This window comes from Microbacterium sp. ZXT2-5 (assembly GCF_055329545.1).
Genome location: NZ_JBUZWD010000002.1, coordinates 316,269 through 337,481, shown reverse-complemented (window position 1 = coordinate 337,481; position 21,213 = coordinate 316,269). Strand labels below are relative to the sequence as shown.

The window sequence follows — 21,213 nt, the reverse complement described above, 5'->3', positions numbered from 1 at the left end:
TTTGCAAGTATTTCTTTGCATAAATTGGTTTGCAAAGTCTCGGCGGCAACGGTCGACCCCGCGGCTAGGCTTGCGGGATGCCGACCAGCAATCCCCTCCTCTCCCCCAGCGCGCTGCCCTACGGACTGCCCGACTACGCCGCGATCCGGCCCGAGCACTACCTCCCCGCATTCGAGGAGGCGTTCGCCCGGCATTCGGCCGAGGTGTCGGCGATCACGAGGGCCCGGTCCATGCCGACCTTCGAGAACACGCTCGTCCCGCTCGAGGAGAGCGGCCGCCTGCTGGGCGACATCGCGCGCACCTTCTACACGGTCTCGTCCGCGGATGCGACGCCGGAGATCCAGGCGATCGAGGAGGAGCTCGCGCCGCTCATGTCGGCGCACCACGACTCCATCCAGCTCGACTCGGCCCTGTACTGGCGCATCAAGACGATCCACGACCAGCTGGACGAGCTCGACCTCACGCCGGAGCAGCGCTACCTCGTCGAGCGGCACCACACCGAGATGTCCCACGCCGGCGCCGGCCTCGGAGAGGAGGCGAAGAAGCGACTCACGGAGCTGAACCAGCGGCTCTCCACCCTCACCACCCAGTTCGAGAAGAACCTCCTCGCCGACACGAACGACCTGGCGGTCGTCTTCGATGACGCGCACGAGCTCGACGGGCTCTCGGAGGGTGAGCTGTCCGCTGCGGCCCAGGCCGCCGCCGACCGCGGCCTGGACGGCAAGTGGGTCGTGACGCTCACGCTCTTCACCGGCCACCCGTACCTCGCCGCCTTGACCGATCGTGCGTCGCGGGCGCGCCTCTTGGAGGCGTCGCGCTCGCGCGGCTCGCGGGGCAACGACAACGACAATCGCCAGACGCTCCTCGAGATCGCGCGGCTGCGCGCGGAGCGCGCAGCACTGCTCGGCTACGACTCGCACGCGGCCTACATCACGTCCGACCAGACCGCGGGCTCCCCCGCCGCCGTCCACGACCTGCTCCGCCGGCTGGCGGTGCCCGCCGCCCGCAACGCCCGCCGCGAGCAGGAGAAGCTGCAGGCCATCGTCGACGCCGAACCGGCACCGTTCGCCCTCGAGGCGCACGACTGGGCGTTCTACACCGAGAAGGTGCGCGCCGCCGAGTACGACCTCGACCGTGCCGCGCTGCGCCCGTGGTTCGAGGCCGAGAGGGTGCTGCAGGACGGCGTCTTCCGCGCGGCCACCGAGCTGTACGGCATCACCTTCACCGAACGCGACGACCTCGCCGGCTACCACCCCGATACGCGGGTGTTCGAGGTGCACAACGCGGACGGCTCGGCGCTCGGGCTGTTCATCCTCGACCTCTACACGCGCGACACCAAGCGCGGGGGCGCGTGGATGAACTCGATCGTGCTGCAGTCGCGCCTGCGCGGCACCGCTCCGATCGTGGTGAACAACCTCAACGTGTCCAAGCCCGCCGCAGGGCGCCCGACGCTCCTCAGCCTCGACGAGGTCACCACGCTCTTCCACGAGTTCGGGCATGCCCTCCACGGGCTCTTCGCAACCGTGACGTATCCGCACTTCGCGGGGACGAACGTGTTCCGCGACTTCGTCGAGTTCCCCAGCCAGGTCAACGAGATGTGGATCTACTGGCCCGAGATCCTCGCCTCGTACGCCCGGCACATCGAGACCGACGAGCCGCTGTCCGCCAGCATCGTCGAGAGGCTTCACGCCTCCGAGGCCTTCAACCAGGGCTTCGCGACGAGCGAATACCTGGCCGCGGCGTGGCTCGACCAGGCGTGGCACTCGCTCTCGGTCCAGGACGCCGCGGCGGACCTGGACGTCGCCGCGTTCGAGGCATCCGCCCTCGCCGACATCGGGCTGGACAACCCGGCGGTGCCGACACGCTACTCGTCCACCTACTTCGCCCACGTGTTCTCGGGCGGGTACAGCGCGGGGTACTACTCCTACATCTGGAGCGAGGTGCTCGACGCCGACACGGTCGAATGGTTCCGCGAGAACGGCGGCCTGCGCCGTGAGAACGGCGATCGCTTCCGTGATCGCCTGCTCGGCGTCGGCGGTTCCAAGGACCCGCTGGAGGCGTACCGCGACTTCCGGGGCCGGGATGCCGACACCCAGCCGCTCCTCGAGCGCCGGGGTCTCGCAGGCTAGACGCCGTCCCGGTGCGAGACCGCCCACGCCGCGGCGGCCGCCCGCGAGGGCACGCCGAGCTTGGTGCGCGCATTCGCCACGTGCCGGTGCACCGTGTGCACACTCAGGAACAGCTCCGCGGCGATCTGGGCGTCGGTGAGGCCCTGTGACACGAGCAGCAGGACCTCGAGTTCGCGGCCAGAGATGGGCGAATCGGCCTCGCGAGCGCCAGGCTCGGCAGGGGGAGCTTTCACAAGGTCGCCCGCCAGCGCGGCCTCCGGGACGCCGTCGAACGCGAGGGCGCGCCTCAGGAAGGCAGATGAGTCGCCGTGCCACGGATGGTGGTCGGAGCCGTCGAGCACCTCCAGATGCGCGCCGGGGATGGCGGACGCCGTGGCCGTGCCGAGCGCGAGGCGGATGGCCCGGTCGCCGCGGCGGTGCAGCACGAGAGTGGGCGCCGTCACGGCGGCTGCGTCGGCGCGCGCGTCGAACGAGTACACCGCCTCGAGGCCGGCGGCGGCCGACTCCGCCGTCGCGGTGGAGCGCTGATGGCGCGCATACGCGCGGCGCTGCTCCGCCGTCGCGTCCGGGTAGAAGATGTCGGACATCACTCGCGAGCTCACCCCCCAGCTGCTGCGGACGAGGTCGACCAGCGCCGCCCGATCCCCCGCCGACGCGATCGAGGCCCCGTCGAGGTAAGCGCCGGCCAGGATGAGCCGGCGCACGCGCTCGGGGTGGCGTGCGGCGAACGCGACCGCGACGGCGCACCCCGACGAGCCGGCGAAGAGCGTCGCCTGCTCGGCGTCGGCAGCGTCGAGGACCGCCTTCATCGCGTCGACGTGCGGCTCCAGCGTGTCAGGGGTGCCGGTGCGGGAACGCGAGAGTCCGCTGCCCGGAGGGTCCATCCGGATGACACGACGGTGGCGGGCCATCGCCTGGACGAACCGGCGGAAAGGCTCATACTCCCAGTCGCGCTCGAGGTGGCTCATCCACCAGCCGCCGACCAGCACCGGTGCGCCGTCGCCGAGCTGCGACCAGGCGACATCGTCGGAGCCCGACCAGGCATACCGGACGTCGATGGGGGTGGACACGACATCAGTATGGGCCACGGTCCGGCCCGCCGGGAGCGGGCCGGACCGCGGTACACGGAGCGTCGGTGCGGGCAGCGTGGTCACGCGTCCAGCCGGTAGAACGACCAGGCCGGGTGCTCGATCGGCAGGCGTTCGGCGCGTCGCAGCCCCGCCGCAGCACTCCACGCCATGACGGTCGGCGCGCGCAGCACGGTGCCGTGGGCGTGGCCGCTGCCCTCGGCGAGGGTGGCGGGCAGGCAGTGGAGCACGCTGAACGCCGAGAACATCCGGTCGAGCGGCCCGGCAGGCGCGAGGAACTCGTCCTCGACCTTGGCGTCCCCGATGAGGACCGCGCCGCCGGGGGCGAGCAGTCCGGCGAGCGACGACAGGGCCCGCTGCGGATCGTTCATGTCGTGGAGTGCGAGGAAGACCGTGACCAGCGTCGCCGGCCCGCCCACCAGCGCCCGGAGCGCGGCGTCGTCGCCGACGTCGGCGCACTCGAAGCGCACGCGGTCCGCGACCCCCGCCGTCTCGGCGTTGCGTCGCGCCTCCTCGATCGACGCGGCATCGAGGTCGACGCCGAGGACGACAGCCCGCGGGAAACGCCGGGCGAGGGCGATGGTGGACCAGCCGGTGCCGCAACCGGCGTCGACGATCGTCCCGCCCGCCTCGAGTTGAGACTCGATGTCGGGCAGCTGCTCGAGCCACGACGGCAGCGCGTGCGTGTAGCCCGGTCGGTAGATGACCTCCAGGCCGTTGCGCACGGGGGCGCCGAAGCGGGCGAAGCTCACGGCGCCGTCGGCGGTGAACGACTCTGCGACCGCATCGAACGCCGAGGCGATGCCGGCGAACATCGAGGCGAGCCCCGCACCGTGCACGGGTGACGTCGGATCGAGCAGGACCGCTCGATGCGCGGCGGGAAGCCGGTAGCGTCGCCGTGTCCCCGCCTCGCTCTCGAGGATCCCGGCGATCGCCTGCTGGTCGAGCCACTCGCGCAGCTGACGCTCACCGTATCCGGTGAGGCCCGCCAGGTCGTGCGCCGTGACCCCGCCGGCGGCGTCGATGGCGGCGTACAGGCCCAGCCGGTGTCCGAGCTCGATGGTGAGCAGCTCGAGGGCGGGGCCGACGGATTCCAGCAGGCGCTGCGTGAGTGCCGCCGCCTGCTCGTCGGGGCCGATGATGACCGGCTCTGACAGCGCGTCCGCGCGGTCGAGGATCGTGGTGGTGGACATTCGGATTCCTTTCTGGTGCGACGCCGGGCGCATGCCCGCGTCTGGTGGACAGTCCACCCGGCAGAGCCGGTGGACGGCATCGGCAGGATCTGCCATTGCGGATCGGGCGGGATGGCCGGAACCGGCCATCCCGGTGGTGGTTCAGCGCAGCCGGCTCGCCACGGCCGCAGCCTTCTGATGCCTGAGGGCGATCCAGGTCGCGTCGGCGCGGGCGATCTCGTCGCCACGCGCGTCTACCATCGCGACGGACGTCTCGTAGCGACGACCGCGGGCTTCGCGCGTCCAGCTGTGCACGACGAGGTGCTCGCCGACGCGCGGTCGGCGGTCGACACGAGCGGTCATCGTGCCGAGGAGACAGAGGATGCCCTGCTCGAGCGCCGCGGCCGGATAGCTGGTGCAGTCGAGCGCCGCCCAGACCGCCGGATACCAGGCGAGCCCCGCGTGGGCGAACGCGCCCGACACGGTCCACGGCGCCGCCAGCCGGTCGTCGTGGCCGACGACGGGGCCGGGGGTCACGTGCATGCCGTCGGCCCGGCGCGGCCCGCAGACGACGCAGTCCGAGAGCGCGTGACGCACGCCGACGAGCGGATGCCGCTCCCGCGCGTGCACGGCGTCGGCGAACGAGGGTGCGAGCGGAGCGGCGGCGGCGACCAGGGCGCCGGGATGCGCCCTTGCGACGTCCTTGCGCCGGTCGCGGACGACTACGCCGCCCGCGCCTTCGTCGAAGACGCCGAGCGACCGACCGAGCGGGACGGGGCTCTGCAGGACGACGGACACGGTGTCGCCGTCGACGTGCTGCGCGATGGAGCCGGCCGCGAACCCGCCGTTGGCGGAGCCGCGGGGGCCGTTGAGGTGGCGCTCGATGAGGACGGTCCCGACCGGACGCGCGCCATGCCCGTCATCCGAGCCGAGTGCGTGCGTCTCGACGGATGTCGACGGAGAGTGAAGCGAGATGATGAGAGCTGACATGCTCACAAGTGAACGTGCGAGGGCGGCCCGCCCGCGTCGCACGGTCGGGCCATTCGCCGGTGGCCCGAACCGGCCAGTCCCGGGTTGTGCCGGCGAGTCGAGCCCGTCACCGCGCCGCGCAGCTGTGCCTCAGAGCATGCCCAAGCTCCGGGCGAAAGCTCGCACCCGTGCGGCCATCACGGCGGGCACCTCCCCCACCGCGAAGTGCCCGCCCTCTTCGAGACGCTCGAAGACCCGCAGATCGCGGTAGAAGCGGCGCGCCAGTGATTCGGGGTAGTCGCCCTCGTGGCGCTGGATGTGGACGGATGCCGGAACCACGACCGGTGGCATCTCTTCGGGCTGGTCGGCCCCCTCGTAGTAAGGGCGGAACGAAGAGCCGATGGTCTGCGTGGTCCAGTAGACCATCGCCTCGGTGAGGATGCGGTCGCGCGAGATCCGGCGTTCGACTGCCCGTGGATCGCCTGCGGGCGTGTCGCTCCACTCGACGAGCTTCTCCGCCAGCCACGCGACCAGCCCCGTCGGAGAGTCGTTCAGTGCGGCCGCCAGCGTGTCGGGTCGCGTCGCCTGCACGTGGCCGTACGCGCCGTTGGCGCCGCCCCACTGCTCGAGGCGTGAGAAGAACGCTAGTCGGCGCTCATGCCGGCCTCCGGCCGACGCGGCGAATCCGGCAACGGCCGGAACCGATCGAGACGCTCGCGCAGATCGGCCAGCTCAACGTCGGGGATGTGGATCGAGAAGGGGCGCGCGGTCACACGCCGACGCTATCGGCCACCCCCGACAGCCACGCGTACGGCGTCCCTGTCAGCCCGCAGTCCCGCAGACCGGTCGCGATCAGGCGCTCTTGCGCTTCTCCCGCAGCACCAGCGTGGGGGCAGCGCCCTCGTCGACCGCGGCGCGGGTCACGACCACCTTGTCGACGTCGTCGGTGGACGGGATCTCGAACATGATCGGCCCGAGCACGTCCTCGAGGATCGCGCGGAGTCCCCGGGCACCGGTCTTGCGCGCCACGGCGAGATCTGCGATCGCCTCGAGCGCCTCGCGCTCGAACTCGAGCGAGACGCCGTCGAGCTCGAACATGCGCTGGTACTGCTTGACCAGGGCGTTCTTCGGCTCGACGAGGATCTCCATGAGGGCCTCCTGGTCGAGCGGCGAGACCGATGCGACCACAGGCAGACGCCCGATGAACTCGGGGATGAGGCCGAACTTGTGCAGGTCCTCGGGCCGCACCTCGCTGAACAGGCTGAGATCGTCGCCCTTGTCGTGGAGCGGGGCGCCGAAGCCGACGCCGTGCTTGCCCACGCGCGACGAGATGATGTCTTCCAGTCCCGCGAACGCGCCGGCCACGATGAACAGCACGTTCGTGGTGTCGATCTGGATGAACTCCTGGTGCGGGTGCTTGCGGCCGCCCTGCGGCGGAACGGACGCGACCGTGCCCTCGAGGATCTTCAGCAGCGCCTGCTGAACGCCCTCCCCCGACACGTCGCGCGTGATGGAGGGGTTCTCGGCCTTGCGGGCGATCTTGTCGACCTCGTCGATGTAGATGATGCCGGTCTCGGCGCGCTTCGTGTCGAAGTCCGCGGCCTGCAGGAGCTTGAGGAGGATGTTCTCGACGTCTTCGCCGACGTAGCCCGCCTCGGTCAGCGCGGTGGCGTCGGCGACCGCGAAGGGCACGTTCAGGCGCTTGGCGAGGGTCTGGGCGAGGTAGGTCTTGCCGCAGCCGGTGGGCCCGAGCAGCAGGATGTTGCTCTTGGCGATCTCGATCTCGTCGGCGCGCTGCTCGGCCGACTGGATGGTGCCATGCGCGCGCACGCGCTTGTAGTGGTTGTACACCGCGACCGACAGCGCCCGCTTGGCGTCGTGCTGGCCGACGACGTACTCCTCGAGGAACGCGAAGATCTCACGCGGCTTCGGCAGATCGAAGTCGGCGACCACGCCCGACGAGGACTCGGCCATGCGCTCTTCGATGATCTCGTTGCACAGTTCGACGCATTCGTCGCAGATGTAGACGCCGGGACCCGCGATCAGCTGCTGGACCTGCTTCTGGCTCTTGCCGCAGAAGGAGCACTTGAACAGGTCGGCGCTCTCACCGATGCGTGCCATGCGGCTCCTCCTCGTCACCGCCGGGGAAGCCCCCAGCTGTCTCCGAGCCTAATAGGTGGGGCCGACAAGCGGCGGCATTGCGACGCACGTTGTGGACGGCCGCGGTTCGCGCTCAGCGGACACCGGACGACGAAGCGCCCCGCCACCCGACGTGCGAATGGCGGGGCGCCCGGCGCGGAACGCAGCCCTACTTCGTGAGCGCGGCCTGCTGACCCCGCTTGCGCGTGGTGAGCACCTGGTCGACGAGGCCGTACGCGACCGACTCCTCGGCGGAGAGGATCTTGTCGCGGTCGATGTCCTTGTTGACCTCCTGGACCGACTTGTTCGAGTGCTTCGCGAGCGTCTGCTCGAGCCAGGTGCGCATGCGCATGATCTCCTGCGCCTGGATCTCGATGTCCGACGCCTGGCCGTGGCCGGCCTCGCCCATCGCGGGCTGGTGGATGAGGATGCGCGCGTTCGGCAGCGCCAGGCGCTTGCCCGGCGCGCCGGCCGCGAGCAGCACGGCCGCAGCGGACGCGGCCTGGCCGAGCACCACGGTCTGGATCTGCGGCGACACGTACTGCATGGTGTCGTAGATCGCGGTCATCGCCGTGAACGAGCCGCCGGGCGAGTTGATGTACATGATGATGTCGCGATCGGGGTCCTGGCTCTCGAGCACGAGGAGCTGGGCCATCACGTCATCGGCTGACGCGTCGTCGACCTGGACACCCAGGAAGATGACGCGGTCCTCGAAGAGCTTGTTGTACGGGTCCTGGCGCTTGTAGCCGTAGGCCGTGCGCTCCTCGAACTGCGGCAGGATGTAGCGGCTGCCGGGCATCTGGAGCCCCTGCGGGGCGCTGGGTCCGAAGGTGGGGGTCTGCATTCGGGTTCTCTCTCTTTCGCCTTCGAAGCCGTCAGTTCGCCGTGCCGCCGCCGCCGATGACATCGGTGGCGGACTCGCGGATGTGGTCGACGAAGCCGTACTCGAGCGCCTCCTCGGCCGAGAACCAGCGGTCGCGGTCGCCGTCGGCGTTGATCTGCTCGACCGACTTCCCGGTCTGCGCGGCGGTGATCTCGGCGAGGCGCTTCTTCATGTCGAGGATCAGCTGCGCCTGCGTCTGGATATCGCTGGCGGTGCCGCCGAAGCCGCCGTGCGGCTGGTGGAGCAGCACGCGGGCATTGGGGGTGATGTAGCGCTTGCCCTTGGTGCCTGCGGTGAGCAGCAGCTGGCCCATCGAGGCCGCCATGCCGATGCCGACGGTGACGATGTCGTTCGGCACGAACTGCATCGTGTCGTAGATCGCCATGCCGGCGGTGATCGAGCCACCCGGCGAGTTGATGTAGAGGTAGATGTCCTTCTCGGAGTCCTCCGCGGCGAGAAGCAGGATCTTGGCGCAGATCTCGTTGGCGTTGTCGTCACGCACCTCCGACCCCAGCCAGATGATGCGGTCCTTCAGCAGCCGGTCGAAGACGCTGGTCGCGACAAGTGGTTCGGCCATGTGTACTCCTGTTTCCTTGGGTCGCCATCGAATCTACCGGGGCGCCGCGAGCGACCCGCGCGTGTTCGCCCTGGGCAGATCGGGCGGAACGAGAAGAGGACGGATGCCGCGGCATCCGTCCTCCTCGTCACCCGGTCTCGGTGCGAGCACCGAGAGGAGCGGGCGTCACTCCTTCTCTGCGGCAGCCTTCTTGGCCGGTGCCTTCTTTGCCGGTGCCTTCTTGGCCGGTGCCTTCTTCGCGGGAGCCTTCTCGGCGTCGGCGTCGGCCTTCTTGGCGGCGGTCTTGCGCGCGGGGGCCTTCTTGGCCGGCTTCTCGGCGGCCTCGGCGTCGGCATCCGTCGTCGCCTGCTCCTCGGCGACCTCGTCCTCGCCTTCCGCCTCGTCCTCGACGGCCACGAAGCCCGTGAGGTCCACCGGCTCGCCGTTCGTGTCGACGACCTTCACCTTGCCGAGGGCGACGGCCAGCGCCTTGTTGCGGGCGACCTCGCCGACGATGGCGGGAAGCTGGTTGCCCTCCTGCAGCGCGTTGACGAACTCCTGCGGAGCCATGCCGTACTGCGCTGCCGACTGCACGAGGTACTGCGTGAGCTCGTCCTGGGAGACCTGCACGTTGACCGTCTCGGCGATCTTGTCGAGCAGCATCTGCGTCTTGAACTGCTTCTCGCTCGCCTCGGCGACCTCGGCGCGGTGCACATCGTCCTCGAGGCGGCCCTCGCCCTCGAGGTGGTTGTGCACCTCGTCCTCGATGAGCTGCGGCGGCACGGGGATCTCGACCTGCTCCAGCAGCGTCTCGATCAGCTTGTCGCGCGCGGCGGAGCCCTGCGTGAAGGCGCCCTGCTGGCCGACGCGCTCCTTGAGGCTGTCGCGCAGCTCGCCGATGGTGTCGAACTCGCTCGCGATCTGGGCGAAGTCGTCGTCCGCCTCGGGAAGCTCGCGCTCCTTGACGGCCTTGACCGTCACAGACACCTCGGCCTCCTCGCCGGCGTGGTCGCCGCCGACGAGCTTGGAGCGGAACGTGGTGTCCTCGCCCGCGGTGAGCGAGTCGATGGCCTCGTCGATGCCCTCGAGGAGCTCACCCGAGCCGACCTCGTACGACACGCCCTCGGCGCGGTCGATCTCGGCGCCGTCGATGGTCGCGACGAGGTCGAGCTCCACGAAGTCGCCGGTCGCGGCGGGGCGGTCGACGGTGACGAGCGTGCCGAAGCGGGCGCGCAGGCGGTCCAGCTCCTCGTCGACGGCGGCCTCGTCGACCTCGACCGCGTCGACCTCGACCGTCGTGCCCTCGAAGGACGGCAGCTCGAACTCGGGACGGACGTCGACCTCGACCTCGACCTCGAGGTCGCCCGAGAAGTCCTTCTCGTTCGGCCACTCGGTGACCTCGGCCGACGGCCGGCCGAGGACGCGCAGCTCGTTGGCGGCGACGGCCTCGCGGTAGAAGGTGTCCAGCCCTTCGCTGACGGCGTGCTCGAGCACGGCCACGCGGCCGATGCGCTGGTCGATGATGGGCGCCGGGACCTTGCCCTTGCGGAAGCCGGGGATCTGCACGTCCTGCGCGATGTGCTCGTACGCGTGCTTGATCGAGGGCCCCAGCTCGTCGGGGCTGACCGTGATGTGCAGCTTGACCCTGGTCGGGCTGAGCTTCTCGACGGTGCTGTTCACCATGCCTGTTACTTCTCCTCTATCGGACCGCGCGAGGACGCGGCGGGCTGAAGGTCTGGGTTCGGAAATTCCGTGGCCGTGATGTCGGGGCGACAGGATTTGAACCTGCGGCCTCCCGCTCCCAAAGCGGGCGCTCTACCAAGCTGAGCTACGCCCCGGGCGGGTTCGCACGCGTGCGCGCGCCGTTCGGCCCCGAGAAGTCTAGCCGACCGAGCCGGTCGGTTCCTGCGCAGCCCTCACATCCGCTCGACCCACTGCGCCCGCCAGTCGGGGGCAGGGAAGGGCTTCGTCCAGTACGCGGTCTCCTTCGCGATGCGGCCGTCGCGCATCTCGAACACGAACACCGTCTGGTACGGATCGCCGTCGCCGTAGTCCAGGTCGGCCTGCAGCACCCACAGGTCGCCGTCGCCCACCAGCCGGCGCGGCGAGATCGCCGGAAGCCGCGGGAACGACCCGTAGACCGCACGCCGGTTGTCCGCCCCGACGATCCGCTCCCCCGACTGCGGCCACTCCATGACGGCATCGTCGTGGAACAGATCGTCCATGCCGGCGACCACGCCCGCGTTCAACGTCGCGACGAGATCCTCGACCACCTGCCTGCCCGTGCGCTCCATCGCGGCGTCCTCTCTCGGCCGCGCGTCTGGATCGACTCGGAACGGGATGGCCGTCGCGATGTACTACGATTGGTCGGTGCCCGTCAGCGGGCGCACGGGGATGTAGCTCAATGGTAGAGCCTCAGTCTTCCAAACTGATGGTGCGGGTTCGATTCCCGTCATCCCCTCCGATGCCCCGAGCGGTCGGCCGACAGCCTGCCGTGCTCGGGGCTTCTGCATTCACGCGATCTGCGCTATCGCGGGCGTCCCGCCCAAGGGCAGACTGGCATGAGCACCGTTCCCCGCTCAGGAGGCGCGATGGGCAACCGCAGGCCGACGCCACAGTCGCCGCAGGCGCGCAAGCTCCCCCGCCGGCCCGCGTCGACGCTCGCCGAGCGGTGGACGCGGATCGACGACGTCGACGTGTTCTACCGCGAGTCGCCGCATGCACCGCCGGATGCCCGGGTGATGGCGCACATCCACGGCTTCGGTCTCTCGGGGCGCTACCTCCTCCCGACGGCGGAGCGGCTCGCGGACGAGTTCCACACGTACGTCCCCGACCTGCCGGGGTTCGGGCGCAGCGGCAAGCGGCGGGACATGCTCGACATCCCCGATCTCGCGCGCGCCGCCGTCGACTTCCTCGATGATCGCGGCGTCCGGAAGGCCACGCTGGTCGGCAACTCGATGGGCTGCCCCGTGATCATCGAGTGTGCGCACCGCTACCCCGAGCGTGTCGACCGCGCGGTGCTGGTGTCCCCCGCCGGCGGACTGTTCAATCAGCCGCTGCGCCGTGCCATCCGGCAGCTGTCGGCCGACGCGCCGCGCGAGCCGACCCGCATGGCGCGGGTCGCCGTGCCGGACTACGTGCGCTTCGGCGTGCCCAGCACGATGCGCATGTTCCGCGCGCTCACGCAGTACCCGTCGCTCGAGCGCCTGCTCGAGCTCCGCATCCCGACGCTGGTCGTGCTCGGTCAGCGCGACCCGCTGCTGCCCCACGCGCATCGCATCGACGAGATCGCGAGCCAGACCGACAGTCACGTCCTCATCGTGCTGCTGGAGGGGGCGGCGCACGCGATCAACTTCAGCCACCCCGGCCAGCTCGCCCACGTGATCCGCCTCTTCATGGACGACCTCCCGATCGAGAACGACCCGGAATGGCCGGGACACGTGCGGCTGTACGAGGTGCACCGCGGCACGCACCACCCGCCGGCGAAGAGCTGAGCCGTCGCCTCGACCCGTCAGCCGACGGGGGTCGCGTCGCGATGCTCCTCCACGTGGGCGAGATAGTGCTCGGCGTTGCGCAGCAGTCCGGCGCGCTCCTCGGCGGTGAGCGCGCGGCGCACCTTCGCCGGCACGCCGGCCACGAGCGAGCCGTCGGGGATCTCGGAGCCCTCCAGCACGACGGCGCCGCCGGCGACGAGGCATCCGTCGCCGATCCTCGCGCCGTTGAGGACGACGGTGCCCATGCCGATCAGCGAGCCGTCGCCGATCGTGCAGCCGTGGACGACGGCGTTGTGGCCGACCGAGACGCTCTCGCCGATCACGACGGGCCTGCCGGCGTCGACGTGGACCGACACGTTGTCCTGCAGGTTGCTGTTGCGCCCGACCGTGATGGTGTCGCCGTCGGCGCGGAGGACCGCGTTGTACCAGACGCTCGCGCCCTCGGCGAGGGTGACTCCCCCGACGACGCGTGCACCGGCGGCGACGAAGGCGGTGGGGTGCAGGTCGGGCGTCCTGCCCGCGGCAGAGAGGACTGATGCTCCGGGTGCGACCGTCATGATCCGACCCTATTGGCCAGTGCCGTCTGGATGGCCTCGGTGTACCAGGGCGCGAGGGTGTCGGCGAAGGTCACCGTGAGGTGATCCTGGTCCCGGTAGACGTTCGCACCGCCGACGACCGGTGCACAGGTTTCCGACGCGCAGAAGACGTCGGTGAAGTCGAGCAGCGTGACCGCGTCGAGGCCGGATGCCGCGTCGCGGAGCGGATCGTCGGCCACCAGCACGTCCGATCGGGCGGCGTCGCACTCGGACGTGTCGCGGGTGCGCAGGCACTTGTTCGGATCCGTCTCCCACACCGGGTTGTCGACGACGGTGATGACGGGGATGCCGCGCTCCGTCACGGTGCTCCACGCGTCGCGGTAGCCCGCGACGGCCGCGTCGTGAGCCGAGTCGAAGCCGGCCGGCGAATACGGGGTCGTCGCGATGGCCGCGGTGAAGACGGCGTCGAGGTCTGCGTCGTCGATCGCCCGCTGGACGCGCTCCCGCCATTCGGTGCACGCGGCGCCGAAGGCGCCGGGGGTTGAAAGCGGGGTCGCATTCCACGGGCACGCGCCCTTGAACCACGTCACGAGCTGCCAGCCGTTGTCCTGCGCCATGCGCTGGAAGGTCGAGAGCAGCTGGTAGGCGTGGCTGTCGCCGATGAGGGCGACGCGCGGCGCGTCCGGATCGTCGGAGCCGAACGTGCACGACACCGGGCGCGAGTCGGTGAGCTGCACGAAGCACTGCTCGTCGGCCGGCCGGTCGATGCCCGCGAAGCCGGGTGCCGGCAGGATCGTGTCGCCGAACGCGGCGTCCGCGCACGAGGGATCGAGGACGGATGCCGCTCCGAAGCACTCCGGCGGATTCTGCTGCAGCTCGGCGATGTCGCGCGTGCCCCGTTCGTACAGCGGTGCGTTCGCGAACCACGCGGTGCCCGCGACCAGGGCGACGACGACCATGCCGGCCAGCGACGACCACAGCGTCACCCGCGCCGGACGCCGCGTGAGCACCTTCCAGCCGCGGACCGGATCCTCGACGAACCGCTTCGTGAGCCACGCGAGCACGAAGCACAGCACCAGCAGCGACACGCGGTGGTAGATCGTCAGTCCCCAGAACGGCACCGACGGCGCGATGACGATGAGCGGCCAGTGCCACAGGTACAGCGAGTACGAGATGTCGCCGACGAACTGAGCGGGACGGATCGAGAGGATCCTCGTCGGATACCACCAGCGGTCGGTGTTGGACGCGGCGATGACGGCCGCAGCGCCGAGCGTGGGAACAGCGGCCATATAGCCGGGGAAGGGCGTCTGCCCGTCGAATGCGAAGGTCGCGTAGAGGAGCGCGGCGATGCCCGCCCAGCCCAGCAGGAAGCTCCCGACGGCGTGGCGCACGCGCAGCAGCGGGACGAGGGCGATGAGCGCGCCGACGCCGAACTGCCACATGCGGCCGAACGTCACGAAATAGGCAGGTGCGGGGTCGGTGATCGTGAAGACGACGCAGAACACGAACGAGACGGCCGTCACGAGCCCGAGCGCCACGATGATCGCCCGCCGCCGCGCGCCGCGGAACCACTTCACCGCGACCCAGGCGGCCAGCAGCATGATGAGCGGCCACATCACGTAGAACTGCTCTTCCAGCGACAGCGACCAGTAGTGCTGGACCGTCGTCGGCTCGCCGCCGTGGTTGAGATAGTCGGCGGAGTTGAGCGCCAGGTACCAGTTCTCGACGTAGAACGTCGACGCCAGGATCTCTCGCACCTCGTTCGGCAGCGCCGACGTGGGCATGAGGTACGGCGACATCACCACGACGGCGCAGAACAGCAGCACCAGGAGCGATGCGGGGAGCAGGCGTCTTGCGCGGCGGCCCCAGAACTGGCCGAGACGGACGGTGCCGGTCGCCGTGAGCTCCCGCATCAAGTGGGACGTGATGAGGAAGCCCGAGATGACGAAGAAGATGTCGACGCCGATGTAGCCGCCGGTGACACGGCCGGGCCAGAAGTGGTAGAGCACGACGCAGAGCACGGCGATCGCGCGAAGACCCTGCACGTGCGGCAGGAAGCGCGACGGCTCCGCGTGCTCCGGGGAGCGGTCGCGCGGCTCGCGCGTCACGGTCTTGGCGGGATCGCCCAGATGCTGCGGTCCGAGGTCGTGATCGGCGGAAGGCACGAATCGACGTTAGCCGCTGTGGTCGCCGCACCCGAACCGACGGGCCCGGAGGCAGCTGTTTAGCCCAGCCTTCACTTGCTTGCGGAATGACTCCCGCTGAGTACCGTTGCAGTCATTGGAGGCCGATCGCCCAGCTGAGCGACCCTCCGAACGATGGAGGCCAGACATGTCGAACACCCAGACCACCCCCGCCACCGCTGCAAACCCCGACGTCGCCGCCGCGACCGCGCAGTTCCTCGCTCCCGTCGTACTGGGGCTGCAGGCGCTCGCCGTCAACGGCAAGCAGGCGCACTGGAATGTGCGCGGCGCGAACTTCATCGCGATCCACGAGCTGCTCGACTCCGTGGTCGCCCACGCGCAGGACGGCGCCGACCAGGCCGCCGAGCGGATCGTCGCCCTGGGGCTGCCGATCGACGCGCGGGTCGCCACGGTGGCGCAGAAGACCGCCAGCGCGGTGCCGGCGGGCTTCACGCAGTGGGAGGCGCTCATCCGCAACGTCATCACCGACATGGATGCCGTCATCGCCGACGTCCAGGCGGCGATCGACGGCCTGGACGAGTTCGACCTCACGAGCCAGGACATCGCGATCGGCATCAAGGAGTCGCTCGAGAAGGACCGCTGGTTCCTCTTCGCGCACCTCGCCGAGTGACGCCGGACCTGTGACGAGAGCCCTCGGGGATTCCCGGGGGCTCTCGTCGTCAGGGGCTCTGCAGGAACGCGAGGACGGCGAGCACCCGCCGGTGCTCGGTGCCCGATTCCTCCAGGCCGAGCTTGGCGAAGATCGCGCTGATGTTCTTCTCGACAGCGCCCACCCCGATGAACAGACGCTCGGCGATGCTCCCGTTGCTGCGTCCCTCGGCCATCAGCGTCAGCACGTCCCGCTCCCGCGGCGTGAGGCTCGAGAGCGGGTCGGGACGCGCGGACAGCAGAGCCTGTACGACGACCGGATCCAGCACGGTGCCCCGCTCCCGCACGCGCCGCACGGCGTCGGTGAACTCCTCGAGCGAGGTCACCCGGTCTTTGAGCAGGTAGCCGACGCCCCCTTCGCCGCCGGCCAGCAGCTCGCGGGCATACACCGCCTCGACGTATTGACTGAGCACCAGGATGCCGACTCCGGGAAGCGCCGCCCGCACGTCGAGCGCAGCCCGGATGCCCTCGTCGCGGAACCCCGGCGGCAGGCGCACGTCGAGGATCGCGACATCCGCCTGCGCGTCGCGCACACGCGCCACCACATCCTGCGCGTCGCCCCATGCCCCGGCGGTGAGGTAGCCGGCCTCGTCGAAGAGTCTCACCAGGCCCTCGCGCAGGAGGAGCGAATCCTCGAACAGCACGACGCGGAGCGGGCCGGAGGCGCCCGTCGCCTCAGAGGCCGAAGCGGTCACGGCGTGCCCGCCAGGGGGACGTGGGCGCCGACCGATGTCGGCCCGCCGATAGGGCTCCGAACGTCCAGCACGCCCCGCAGGCCCGCGACGCGCTCACGAAGACCTTCCAGGCCGTGGCCCGGCGTGACCACTGCGCCCCCGCGCCCGTTGTCGACCACCCAGACGTCCAGGTGCGTCGCAGCACCGCCCGCCGCGCGCCGCAGCGACGCCTGCAGGGTCGCGGCGGTGGCGCCGGAGTGCTTGACGGCGTTCGTCATCAGCTCGGCCACCACGAAGTAGACGCCTCGTGCCGTCTCCTGGCTCACCGCCCGGTCGATGGCGGGGTCGACGTCGACCTGGACGGCCAGCGGCGAACCCGCGGCGAGGGCGTCGAGCGCCGCGGCGAGTCCGCGATCCTGCAGCAGCGGCGGGGCGACGCCGCTGGACAGGGCGCGCAGTTCGTCCAGTGCCGCCTGCGCGTGCCCCCGTGCCTCGCGCGCGAGGTCGGCCGCGGCATCCGCGTCTCCCGCCTCGGCGCGGCGCTCGAGGGCCGCGAGATCCATCTGCAGTCGGACGAGGCGCTGTTGCGGCCCGTCGTGGATGTCGCGCTCGAGGCGGCGCAGCCCGAGATCCTCGGCGTGCACCGCGGCGCCTCGCGCAGCCGCTTCGGCGCGCACCTCCGCGGCGAGATCGTCGGAGTCCCAGCGGCCGAGCATGCCCGCGGCCACGGCGTGGTGCCCGCGGGCCAGGCCTCCCAGCACCCACGGCATCGTGGCCGTGAACACGATGCCGGCGATGAGATACAGCGTCACCTCCAGGACCCAGCTCGACCAGCCGCCGAACAGCCCCGGCAGGTAGTCGGCGACGTACTGCCCCCACTGGCCCGACCTGTCGTCGCGCGGCAGGAACAGCCCCCAGAACCAGTACGTGAGGCCGCCGAGCCCCACGCTGAGCCACACGGTGGTCAGCGCGAACGACACGATGCTGATGATCGGGCTGACGACCATGCCGTGCACGAGGTACACCCAGCAGTGCGCGTTGCGGAGCGGACGTGTGAGCGTCATCCAGAAACCGGTCGCATCGGTCCTGTCGCGGTTCCATTCGGGCTCTGCGATCGCGGGCAGACCCGTGAGGCGGAGCAGGAAGCGGTCGGCGACGCCGAAGCCGCGCGCGATGAGAAGGGTGAGCACGGCGAGCGGCAGTCCGACGACGAGGATCAGGAGGCCGACGCTCGTTGAGAAGAGCACCGCGAGGATGCTGAGCGAGAGCATGGCGAGGACGAAGACCACGAGCAGGTACAGCGCGCTGCCCGGCGTCCGCGCCCACGCGCGGCCGTAGGACGCCCAGAAGCCGCTGCCGACCGCCGTCGCGGCCGGCGGCTGCAACGGCGCGGATTCAATGATCGTGGTGCTCATGGGAGTCTCCCTCGGAAGTCATGATCCCAGCCTCCCGGCGCGGCCGGCGCTGCGGCATCCGACATCCACCCGAAGACGTACGGGGGAAGACCCCCGATGAGTGCCCGCGTCACGCGATGTGCGTGAGGCGCCCGCCGACCGCCGTCGCGGCGACCCGCATGCCGCGCAGCTGCGCCTCGTCGGCCGTCAGAGGGTCGCGCTCGCAGATCGCGAGGTCCGCGACGTCGCCCGGGGCGATGCGGGCGGGTTCGGCGGATCCGCCGCGGGTCGAGGCACCGAGCGCCGTCGCGGCGTCGATCCGCTGCTGCGGCTGCCACGGGTCCCGACCGTCGCGCGTCCGGAAGACCGCCGCCGCCATCGCCGCCCAGGGGTCGAGCGGCGACACCGGGGCATCCGATCCGAACAGCAGGTTCGCTCCCGATTCGTGCAGCGCCCGCAGCGGATAGGGCTGCGCGGTCTGGCCGGCCCACAGGGTGTCGGTGAGATCGCGGTCGTCGAGGGCGTGAACGGGCTGGACGCTGGCGCCGACGCCCAGGCGGGCGAAGCGCGGGAGGTCGGCGTGCGCGACCAGCTGCGCGTGCTCGACCGTGCCCCAGGCGCCGGTCGCCGCGAATGCGTCCAGGGCGCGCGCGTTCGCGACGTCGCCGATCGCGTGGATGGCGGAGGCGATGCCGGCGGCGGTGGCGCGGCTCATCAGATCGACCAGCGTCGCGAGATCGACGGTGAGGAGACCGTGATCGTGCGGATCGCCCGGATAGGCGTGGGAGCACGCGGCCGTCCGGGTGCCGAGGGATCCGTCGGTGATCACCTTGAGAGGACCCACGCGGACCAGATCGGATGCCGCGCCCCGCGCGGCATCGCCGGTCCGCAGCCCCTCGGCGACGGCCCGGTCGAGGAACTCCGGGTAGATGCCGAACGCGACGCGCAGCGCGTCGAACCCACCGGCCAGGCGACGCACCCACGCGTCCTCGTTCCACGCCATGTCGAGGTCGACGAGCCCGACGACGCCGCGCGCGGCGGCATCCTGCGCCATCCGCGCGACGAGAGGATCGGACACCGACGCGTCGACGGCGTTGAGGCGCCGCGAGATCTCGAATGCGGGCTCCTCGCGCAGGATGCCGACGCCGTCCGGCTCGAAGCCCTCACGGCGCAGCGCGGCGGAGTTGAGCCACACGCTGTGCACGTCGGCGTTGACGAGGTAGGTCGGCACGTCGCCGGTCGCGGCGTCGAGCACGGCCAGATCCGGGGCGTCCGGCCAGAACGCGTCGCGGAAGCCGCCGCCCACCCGGCGTCCGTCCGGGAGGACGTCTGCGGCGCTCATGAGCGAGGCAGCCTCGGCGGCGGATGCCGCGTCGCCGAGAGCAGCGCGCTGCGCCGACAGCGCCCACTGCACCGTGTGGACGTGGTGGTCCCACAGCCCCGGGACGACGAACCCACCGTCGGCGTCGAGCACCGGGCCGCGGCGGGGCAGGGCGCCGGCGGGGGCGATGTCGGCCACCACGCCGTCGGCGAGGTGGACGTCGACGGGCTCGTCGCCGAACGGATCGGTGCGGTCGGCGCCGGTGAGCCGGGCATTCGCGATGACATGGGGAACGTCGCCGCGGCCCGCCGTCACCGGGCGGCCTTACGGGTCTCGAGGTCGCGGCGCATCTCGCCCGGCAGCCGCGGGTCGGCGTAGGGGCCGCCACCGGCTTCGAGCTGCGTGATGATGTTCTCGACGGTCTCGTCGGGGCGGTTCTGGCTCAGCTTGCGCTTGCCGACGACCCGCGTGGGCGTGAGCCGGAATCCGACGGTGCCCCGCTCGAGACGGCGCACGTAGTCGGGGTCGTTCGGCGGCGCCCACATCATCCGAGGCTGCGGCATCCCGCTCTCGAATCGCGCGACGAGCCGCTCGAGCACCTGGAGGTTCTCCTCCGCGGTGAGCAGCTCCGGGATGCCGCTCAGATGCGCCGAGACGAAGTTCCAGGTCGGGACGCTCGGAGTGTCGCCGTACCACCCGGGCGAGACGTAGCCGTGAGGCCCCTGGACCACCACGAGCAGCTCACGGTCCCCGAGACCGTGGACGAGATCGTCCGGCTTGCCCACGTGACCGACGATCGTGAGGTCGTCCCGCCCGGCATCGAGCAGGACCGCGTAGTGGGAGGCGACGAGCCCCCCGTCGGCGGCGCTCACGATCGTGACCCACGGGTTGTGCTCGATGAGCCGGCGGATCTCGCCCACATCCGTCATCGCGAAGCTCGGGTTCTGACGCATGGCTCCAGCCTATGGGCGCGCTCGCGGCGCGACGCCCGACGCCGTGGCGGTCAGCGCTGGCAGGACGGGCACCAGTAGAGCTTGCGGCCGGCGGCCTCCTCGACCACGATCGCCGTGCCGCAGACGCGGCACGGCAGACCCGCGCGGTGGTACACCCAGTGGCGGTCGTCGCGGCTGGCCATCGCCCTGCGATAGGCGTGCTCGTCGAGGTCGTCCATCGTCATCATCTGACCGGTCTCCACGCCGATCGCGAGCAGCCGCACCCAGTCCTGCCAGATGGCGCGCACGATCTCCTCCGGCACGTCGCGGCCCGGTGTGTGCGGGTTCTGACGCGCACGGAAGAGCAGCTCGGCGCGATAGACGTTGCCGATCCCGCTCACGACGCCCTGATCCATCAGGAGCAGCCCGATCGCGGTCGGCTTGCGACGCACGACCGAGGTGAACCGCTCCTCCCCCTCGGCGACGTCGTCCACCAGCGGGTCGGGTCCGAGCTTGGCGATCGTGGCGGCGACCTCGTCGGGTGTCTGCAACTCGCAGGCGGTGGGGCCGCGAAGGTCGGCGCAGGTGACGTCGGTCAGCAGGCGGAGCCGCACCTGCCCCACGACGGGCGGCGGCCAGCTGTCGCCCTCGTCGGCCAGCCCGGTGGTCTGCTCCGACATGCGCACGTGCACGCGCGTGCGGCGGGGCGCTCCGATCGACGTCAGCGAGTTCTCGCCCGCGGCGTCGAGGATCGGCTCGCCGACGTCGGTGCCGCGCTGGTTGGTCTGCCCCATGCGGCCGTTCGCGGAGGCGATGGTCGGGTCGACGAGGATCTCGCCCGCGAAGTCCCACGCGCCGTACATGCCCAGATGCACGCGAAGCCACAGGTCGTCGTCGAACTCGAGGAACATCTGCTTGCCGACGGCCCGCACCGAGGTCGCCGTGCGGCCGTCGAGGACTGCGGCCCCCTCGACGAAGCGACCCTGCGGGCTGGAGGCCTGCACGGGCCGGCCGACGACGTTGCGATCGAACTGACGAGCGATGCGGTGGACGGAATGGCCCTCGGGCATCGGG

20 protein-coding genes and 2 tRNA genes are annotated in these 21,213 nt (G+C 70.8%); 4 read left to right on the top strand and 18 right to left on the bottom strand.

What is annotated here, in order from left to right:
- Window positions 1-77 precede the first annotated feature (77 nt).
- Window positions 78-2,129, top strand: a complete 2,052-nt coding sequence (locus ACZBH1_RS15070; protein WP_463646848.1) for a M3 family metallopeptidase — start codon at window positions 78-80, stop codon at window positions 2,127-2,129.
- Here ACZBH1_RS15070 and ACZBH1_RS15065 read toward each other — a convergent pair.
- From ACZBH1_RS15065 to ACZBH1_RS15015, 11 genes are all read right to left on the bottom strand, one after another.
- Entirely contained in the window at window positions 2,126-3,199 is a 1,074-nt protein-coding gene (locus ACZBH1_RS15065) for an alpha/beta fold hydrolase (RefSeq protein WP_336397007.1), read from the bottom strand. The genes ACZBH1_RS15070 and ACZBH1_RS15065 overlap by 4 nt on opposite strands.
- Window positions 3,200-3,279: 80 nt before the next feature.
- A complete protein-coding gene (locus ACZBH1_RS15060) occupies window positions 3,280-4,410 on the bottom strand; it encodes a class I SAM-dependent methyltransferase (RefSeq protein ID WP_336397006.1) in 1,131 nt (376 codons plus the stop codon).
- Between the two features lie 141 nt (window positions 4,411-4,551).
- Window positions 4,552-5,379 carry a hotdog family protein gene (locus ACZBH1_RS15055; protein WP_463646847.1) on the bottom strand — a complete coding sequence of 276 codons (828 nt, stop codon included), beginning with the start codon at window positions 5,377-5,379 and terminating at the stop codon, window positions 4,552-4,554.
- Window positions 5,380-5,508: 129 nt separating this feature from the next.
- Window positions 5,509-5,949, bottom strand: coding sequence for a hypothetical protein (locus ACZBH1_RS15050; protein ID WP_463646845.1), 441 nt, complete (start codon window positions 5,947-5,949; stop codon window positions 5,509-5,511).
- Between the two features lie 53 nt (window positions 5,950-6,002).
- Window positions 6,003-6,131, bottom strand: coding sequence for a hypothetical protein (locus ACZBH1_RS15045; protein ID WP_463646844.1), 129 nt, complete (start codon window positions 6,129-6,131; stop codon window positions 6,003-6,005).
- 79 nt (window positions 6,132-6,210) lie between these two features.
- Complete coding sequence (clpX, locus tag ACZBH1_RS15040; RefSeq protein WP_336397003.1) at window positions 6,211-7,479, bottom strand: ATP-dependent Clp protease ATP-binding subunit ClpX; 1,269 nt, start codon at window positions 7,477-7,479, stop codon at window positions 6,211-6,213.
- A gap of 187 nt (window positions 7,480-7,666) precedes the next feature.
- Window positions 7,667-8,341 (bottom strand): ATP-dependent Clp protease proteolytic subunit, encoded by a 675-nt coding sequence (locus ACZBH1_RS15035; protein ID WP_463646842.1) that lies wholly within the window; start codon window positions 8,339-8,341, stop codon window positions 7,667-7,669.
- Window positions 8,342-8,372: 31 nt separating this feature from the next.
- Complete coding sequence (locus tag ACZBH1_RS15030) at window positions 8,373-8,957, bottom strand: ATP-dependent Clp protease proteolytic subunit (protein WP_336397001.1); 585 nt, start codon at window positions 8,955-8,957, stop codon at window positions 8,373-8,375.
- Window positions 8,958-9,122: 165 nt separating this feature from the next.
- On the bottom strand, window positions 9,123-10,616 hold the full coding sequence (gene tig, locus ACZBH1_RS15025; RefSeq protein WP_378881307.1) for a trigger factor: 1,494 nt from the start codon (window positions 10,614-10,616) through the stop codon (window positions 9,123-9,125).
- A gap of 84 nt (window positions 10,617-10,700) precedes the next feature.
- Window positions 10,701-10,774: transfer RNA gene (locus ACZBH1_RS15020), tRNA-Pro, on the bottom strand.
- Between the two features lie 78 nt (window positions 10,775-10,852).
- Entirely contained in the window at window positions 10,853-11,230 is a 378-nt protein-coding gene (locus ACZBH1_RS15015) for a nuclear transport factor 2 family protein (RefSeq protein WP_336397000.1), read from the bottom strand.
- 96 nt (window positions 11,231-11,326) lie between these two features.
- Here ACZBH1_RS15015 and ACZBH1_RS15010 point away from each other — a divergent pair.
- Window positions 11,327-11,397: transfer RNA gene (locus ACZBH1_RS15010), tRNA-Gly, on the top strand.
- 130 nt (window positions 11,398-11,527) lie between these two features.
- A complete protein-coding gene (locus ACZBH1_RS15005) occupies window positions 11,528-12,430 on the top strand; it encodes an alpha/beta fold hydrolase (RefSeq protein ID WP_463647061.1) in 903 nt (300 codons plus the stop codon).
- A 17-nt stretch (window positions 12,431-12,447) separates the two neighbouring features.
- On the opposite strand, the gene ACZBH1_RS15000 is transcribed toward ACZBH1_RS15005, so the two are convergent.
- Together ACZBH1_RS15000 and ACZBH1_RS14995 are read right to left on the bottom strand one after the other, a co-directional pair.
- A complete protein-coding gene (locus ACZBH1_RS15000; RefSeq protein ID WP_463646841.1) occupies window positions 12,448-12,987 on the bottom strand; it encodes a gamma carbonic anhydrase family protein in 540 nt (179 codons plus the stop codon).
- The gene (locus ACZBH1_RS14995; RefSeq protein WP_463646839.1) at window positions 12,984-15,131 is read right to left on the bottom strand and encodes an acyltransferase family protein; all 2,148 of its coding nucleotides are present in this window, start codon (window positions 15,129-15,131) and stop codon (window positions 12,984-12,986) included. Before ACZBH1_RS14995 ends, ACZBH1_RS15000 begins: the two co-directional genes overlap by 4 nt.
- A 166-nt stretch (window positions 15,132-15,297) precedes the next feature.
- On the opposite strand from ACZBH1_RS14995, the gene ACZBH1_RS14990 reads away from it, so the two are divergent.
- Complete coding sequence (locus ACZBH1_RS14990) at window positions 15,298-15,780, top strand: Dps family protein (protein ID WP_336396996.1); 483 nt, start codon at window positions 15,298-15,300, stop codon at window positions 15,778-15,780.
- Window positions 15,781-15,829: 49 nt separating this feature from the next.
- Here ACZBH1_RS14990 and ACZBH1_RS14985 read toward each other — a convergent pair whose 3' ends face one another.
- From ACZBH1_RS14985 to ACZBH1_RS14965, 5 genes are all read right to left on the bottom strand, one after another.
- Window positions 15,830-16,513 (bottom strand): response regulator transcription factor, encoded by a 684-nt coding sequence (locus ACZBH1_RS14985; RefSeq protein ID WP_378881113.1) that lies wholly within the window; start codon window positions 16,511-16,513, stop codon window positions 15,830-15,832.
- A complete protein-coding gene (locus tag ACZBH1_RS14980; RefSeq protein ID WP_463646838.1) occupies window positions 16,510-17,907 on the bottom strand; it encodes a sensor histidine kinase in 1,398 nt (465 codons plus the stop codon). Before ACZBH1_RS14980 ends, ACZBH1_RS14985 begins: the two co-directional genes overlap by 4 nt.
- Window positions 17,908-18,016: 109 nt before the next feature.
- Window positions 18,017-19,522: an amidohydrolase gene (locus ACZBH1_RS14975; protein ID WP_336396993.1), complete on the bottom strand. Its 1,506-nt coding sequence runs from the start codon at window positions 19,520-19,522 to the stop codon at window positions 18,017-18,019.
- Window positions 19,519-20,160 carry an FMN-binding negative transcriptional regulator gene (locus ACZBH1_RS14970; RefSeq protein WP_336396992.1) on the bottom strand — a complete coding sequence of 214 codons (642 nt, stop codon included), beginning with the start codon at window positions 20,158-20,160 and terminating at the stop codon, window positions 19,519-19,521. The genes ACZBH1_RS14975 and ACZBH1_RS14970 overlap by 4 nt, the downstream gene beginning before the upstream one ends.
- 50 nt (window positions 20,161-20,210) lie before the next feature.
- On the bottom strand, window positions 20,211-21,209 hold the full coding sequence (locus ACZBH1_RS14965) for an Fpg/Nei family DNA glycosylase (RefSeq protein WP_463646836.1): 999 nt from the start codon (window positions 21,207-21,209) through the stop codon (window positions 20,211-20,213).
- Window positions 21,210-21,213 lie beyond the last annotated feature (4 nt).

Excerpts from the sequence above, each read along its gene's own strand:
- clpX (WP_336397003.1), bottom strand. The coding sequence starts at position 7,479 with ATGGCACGCATCGGTGAGAGCGCCGACCTGTTCAAGTGCTCCTTCTGC.
- ACZBH1_RS15005 (WP_463647061.1), top strand. The coding sequence starts at position 11,528 with ATGGGCAACCGCAGGCCGACGCCACAGTCGCCGCAGGCGCGCAAGCTC.
- ACZBH1_RS14965 (WP_463646836.1), bottom strand. The coding sequence starts at position 21,209 with ATGCCCGAGGGCCATTCCGTCCACCGCATCGCTCGTCAGTTCGATCGC.
- ACZBH1_RS15015 (WP_336397000.1), bottom strand. The coding sequence starts at position 11,230 with ATGGAGCGCACGGGCAGGCAGGTGGTCGAGGATCTCGTCGCGACGTTG.
- ACZBH1_RS15000 (WP_463646841.1), bottom strand. The coding sequence starts at position 12,987 with ATGACGGTCGCACCCGGAGCATCAGTCCTCTCTGCCGCGGGCAGGACG.
- ACZBH1_RS14980 (WP_463646838.1), bottom strand. The coding sequence starts at position 17,907 with ATGAGCACCACGATCATTGAATCCGCGCCGTTGCAGCCGCCGGCCGCG.
- ACZBH1_RS15035 (WP_463646842.1), bottom strand. The coding sequence starts at position 8,341 with ATGCAGACCCCCACCTTCGGACCCAGCGCCCCGCAGGGGCTCCAGATG.
- ACZBH1_RS15055 (WP_463646847.1), bottom strand. The coding sequence starts at position 5,379 with ATGTCAGCTCTCATCATCTCGCTTCACTCTCCGTCGACATCCGTCGAG.
- ACZBH1_RS15030 (WP_336397001.1), bottom strand. The coding sequence starts at position 8,957 with ATGGCCGAACCACTTGTCGCGACCAGCGTCTTCGACCGGCTGCTGAAG.
- ACZBH1_RS15060 (WP_336397006.1), bottom strand. The coding sequence starts at position 4,410 with ATGTCCACCACCACGATCCTCGACCGCGCGGACGCGCTGTCAGAGCCG.
- ACZBH1_RS15070 (WP_463646848.1), top strand. The coding sequence starts at position 78 with ATGCCGACCAGCAATCCCCTCCTCTCCCCCAGCGCGCTGCCCTACGGA.
- ACZBH1_RS14970 (WP_336396992.1), bottom strand. The coding sequence starts at position 20,160 with ATGCGTCAGAACCCGAGCTTCGCGATGACGGATGTGGGCGAGATCCGC.
- ACZBH1_RS14990 (WP_336396996.1), top strand. The coding sequence starts at position 15,298 with ATGTCGAACACCCAGACCACCCCCGCCACCGCTGCAAACCCCGACGTC.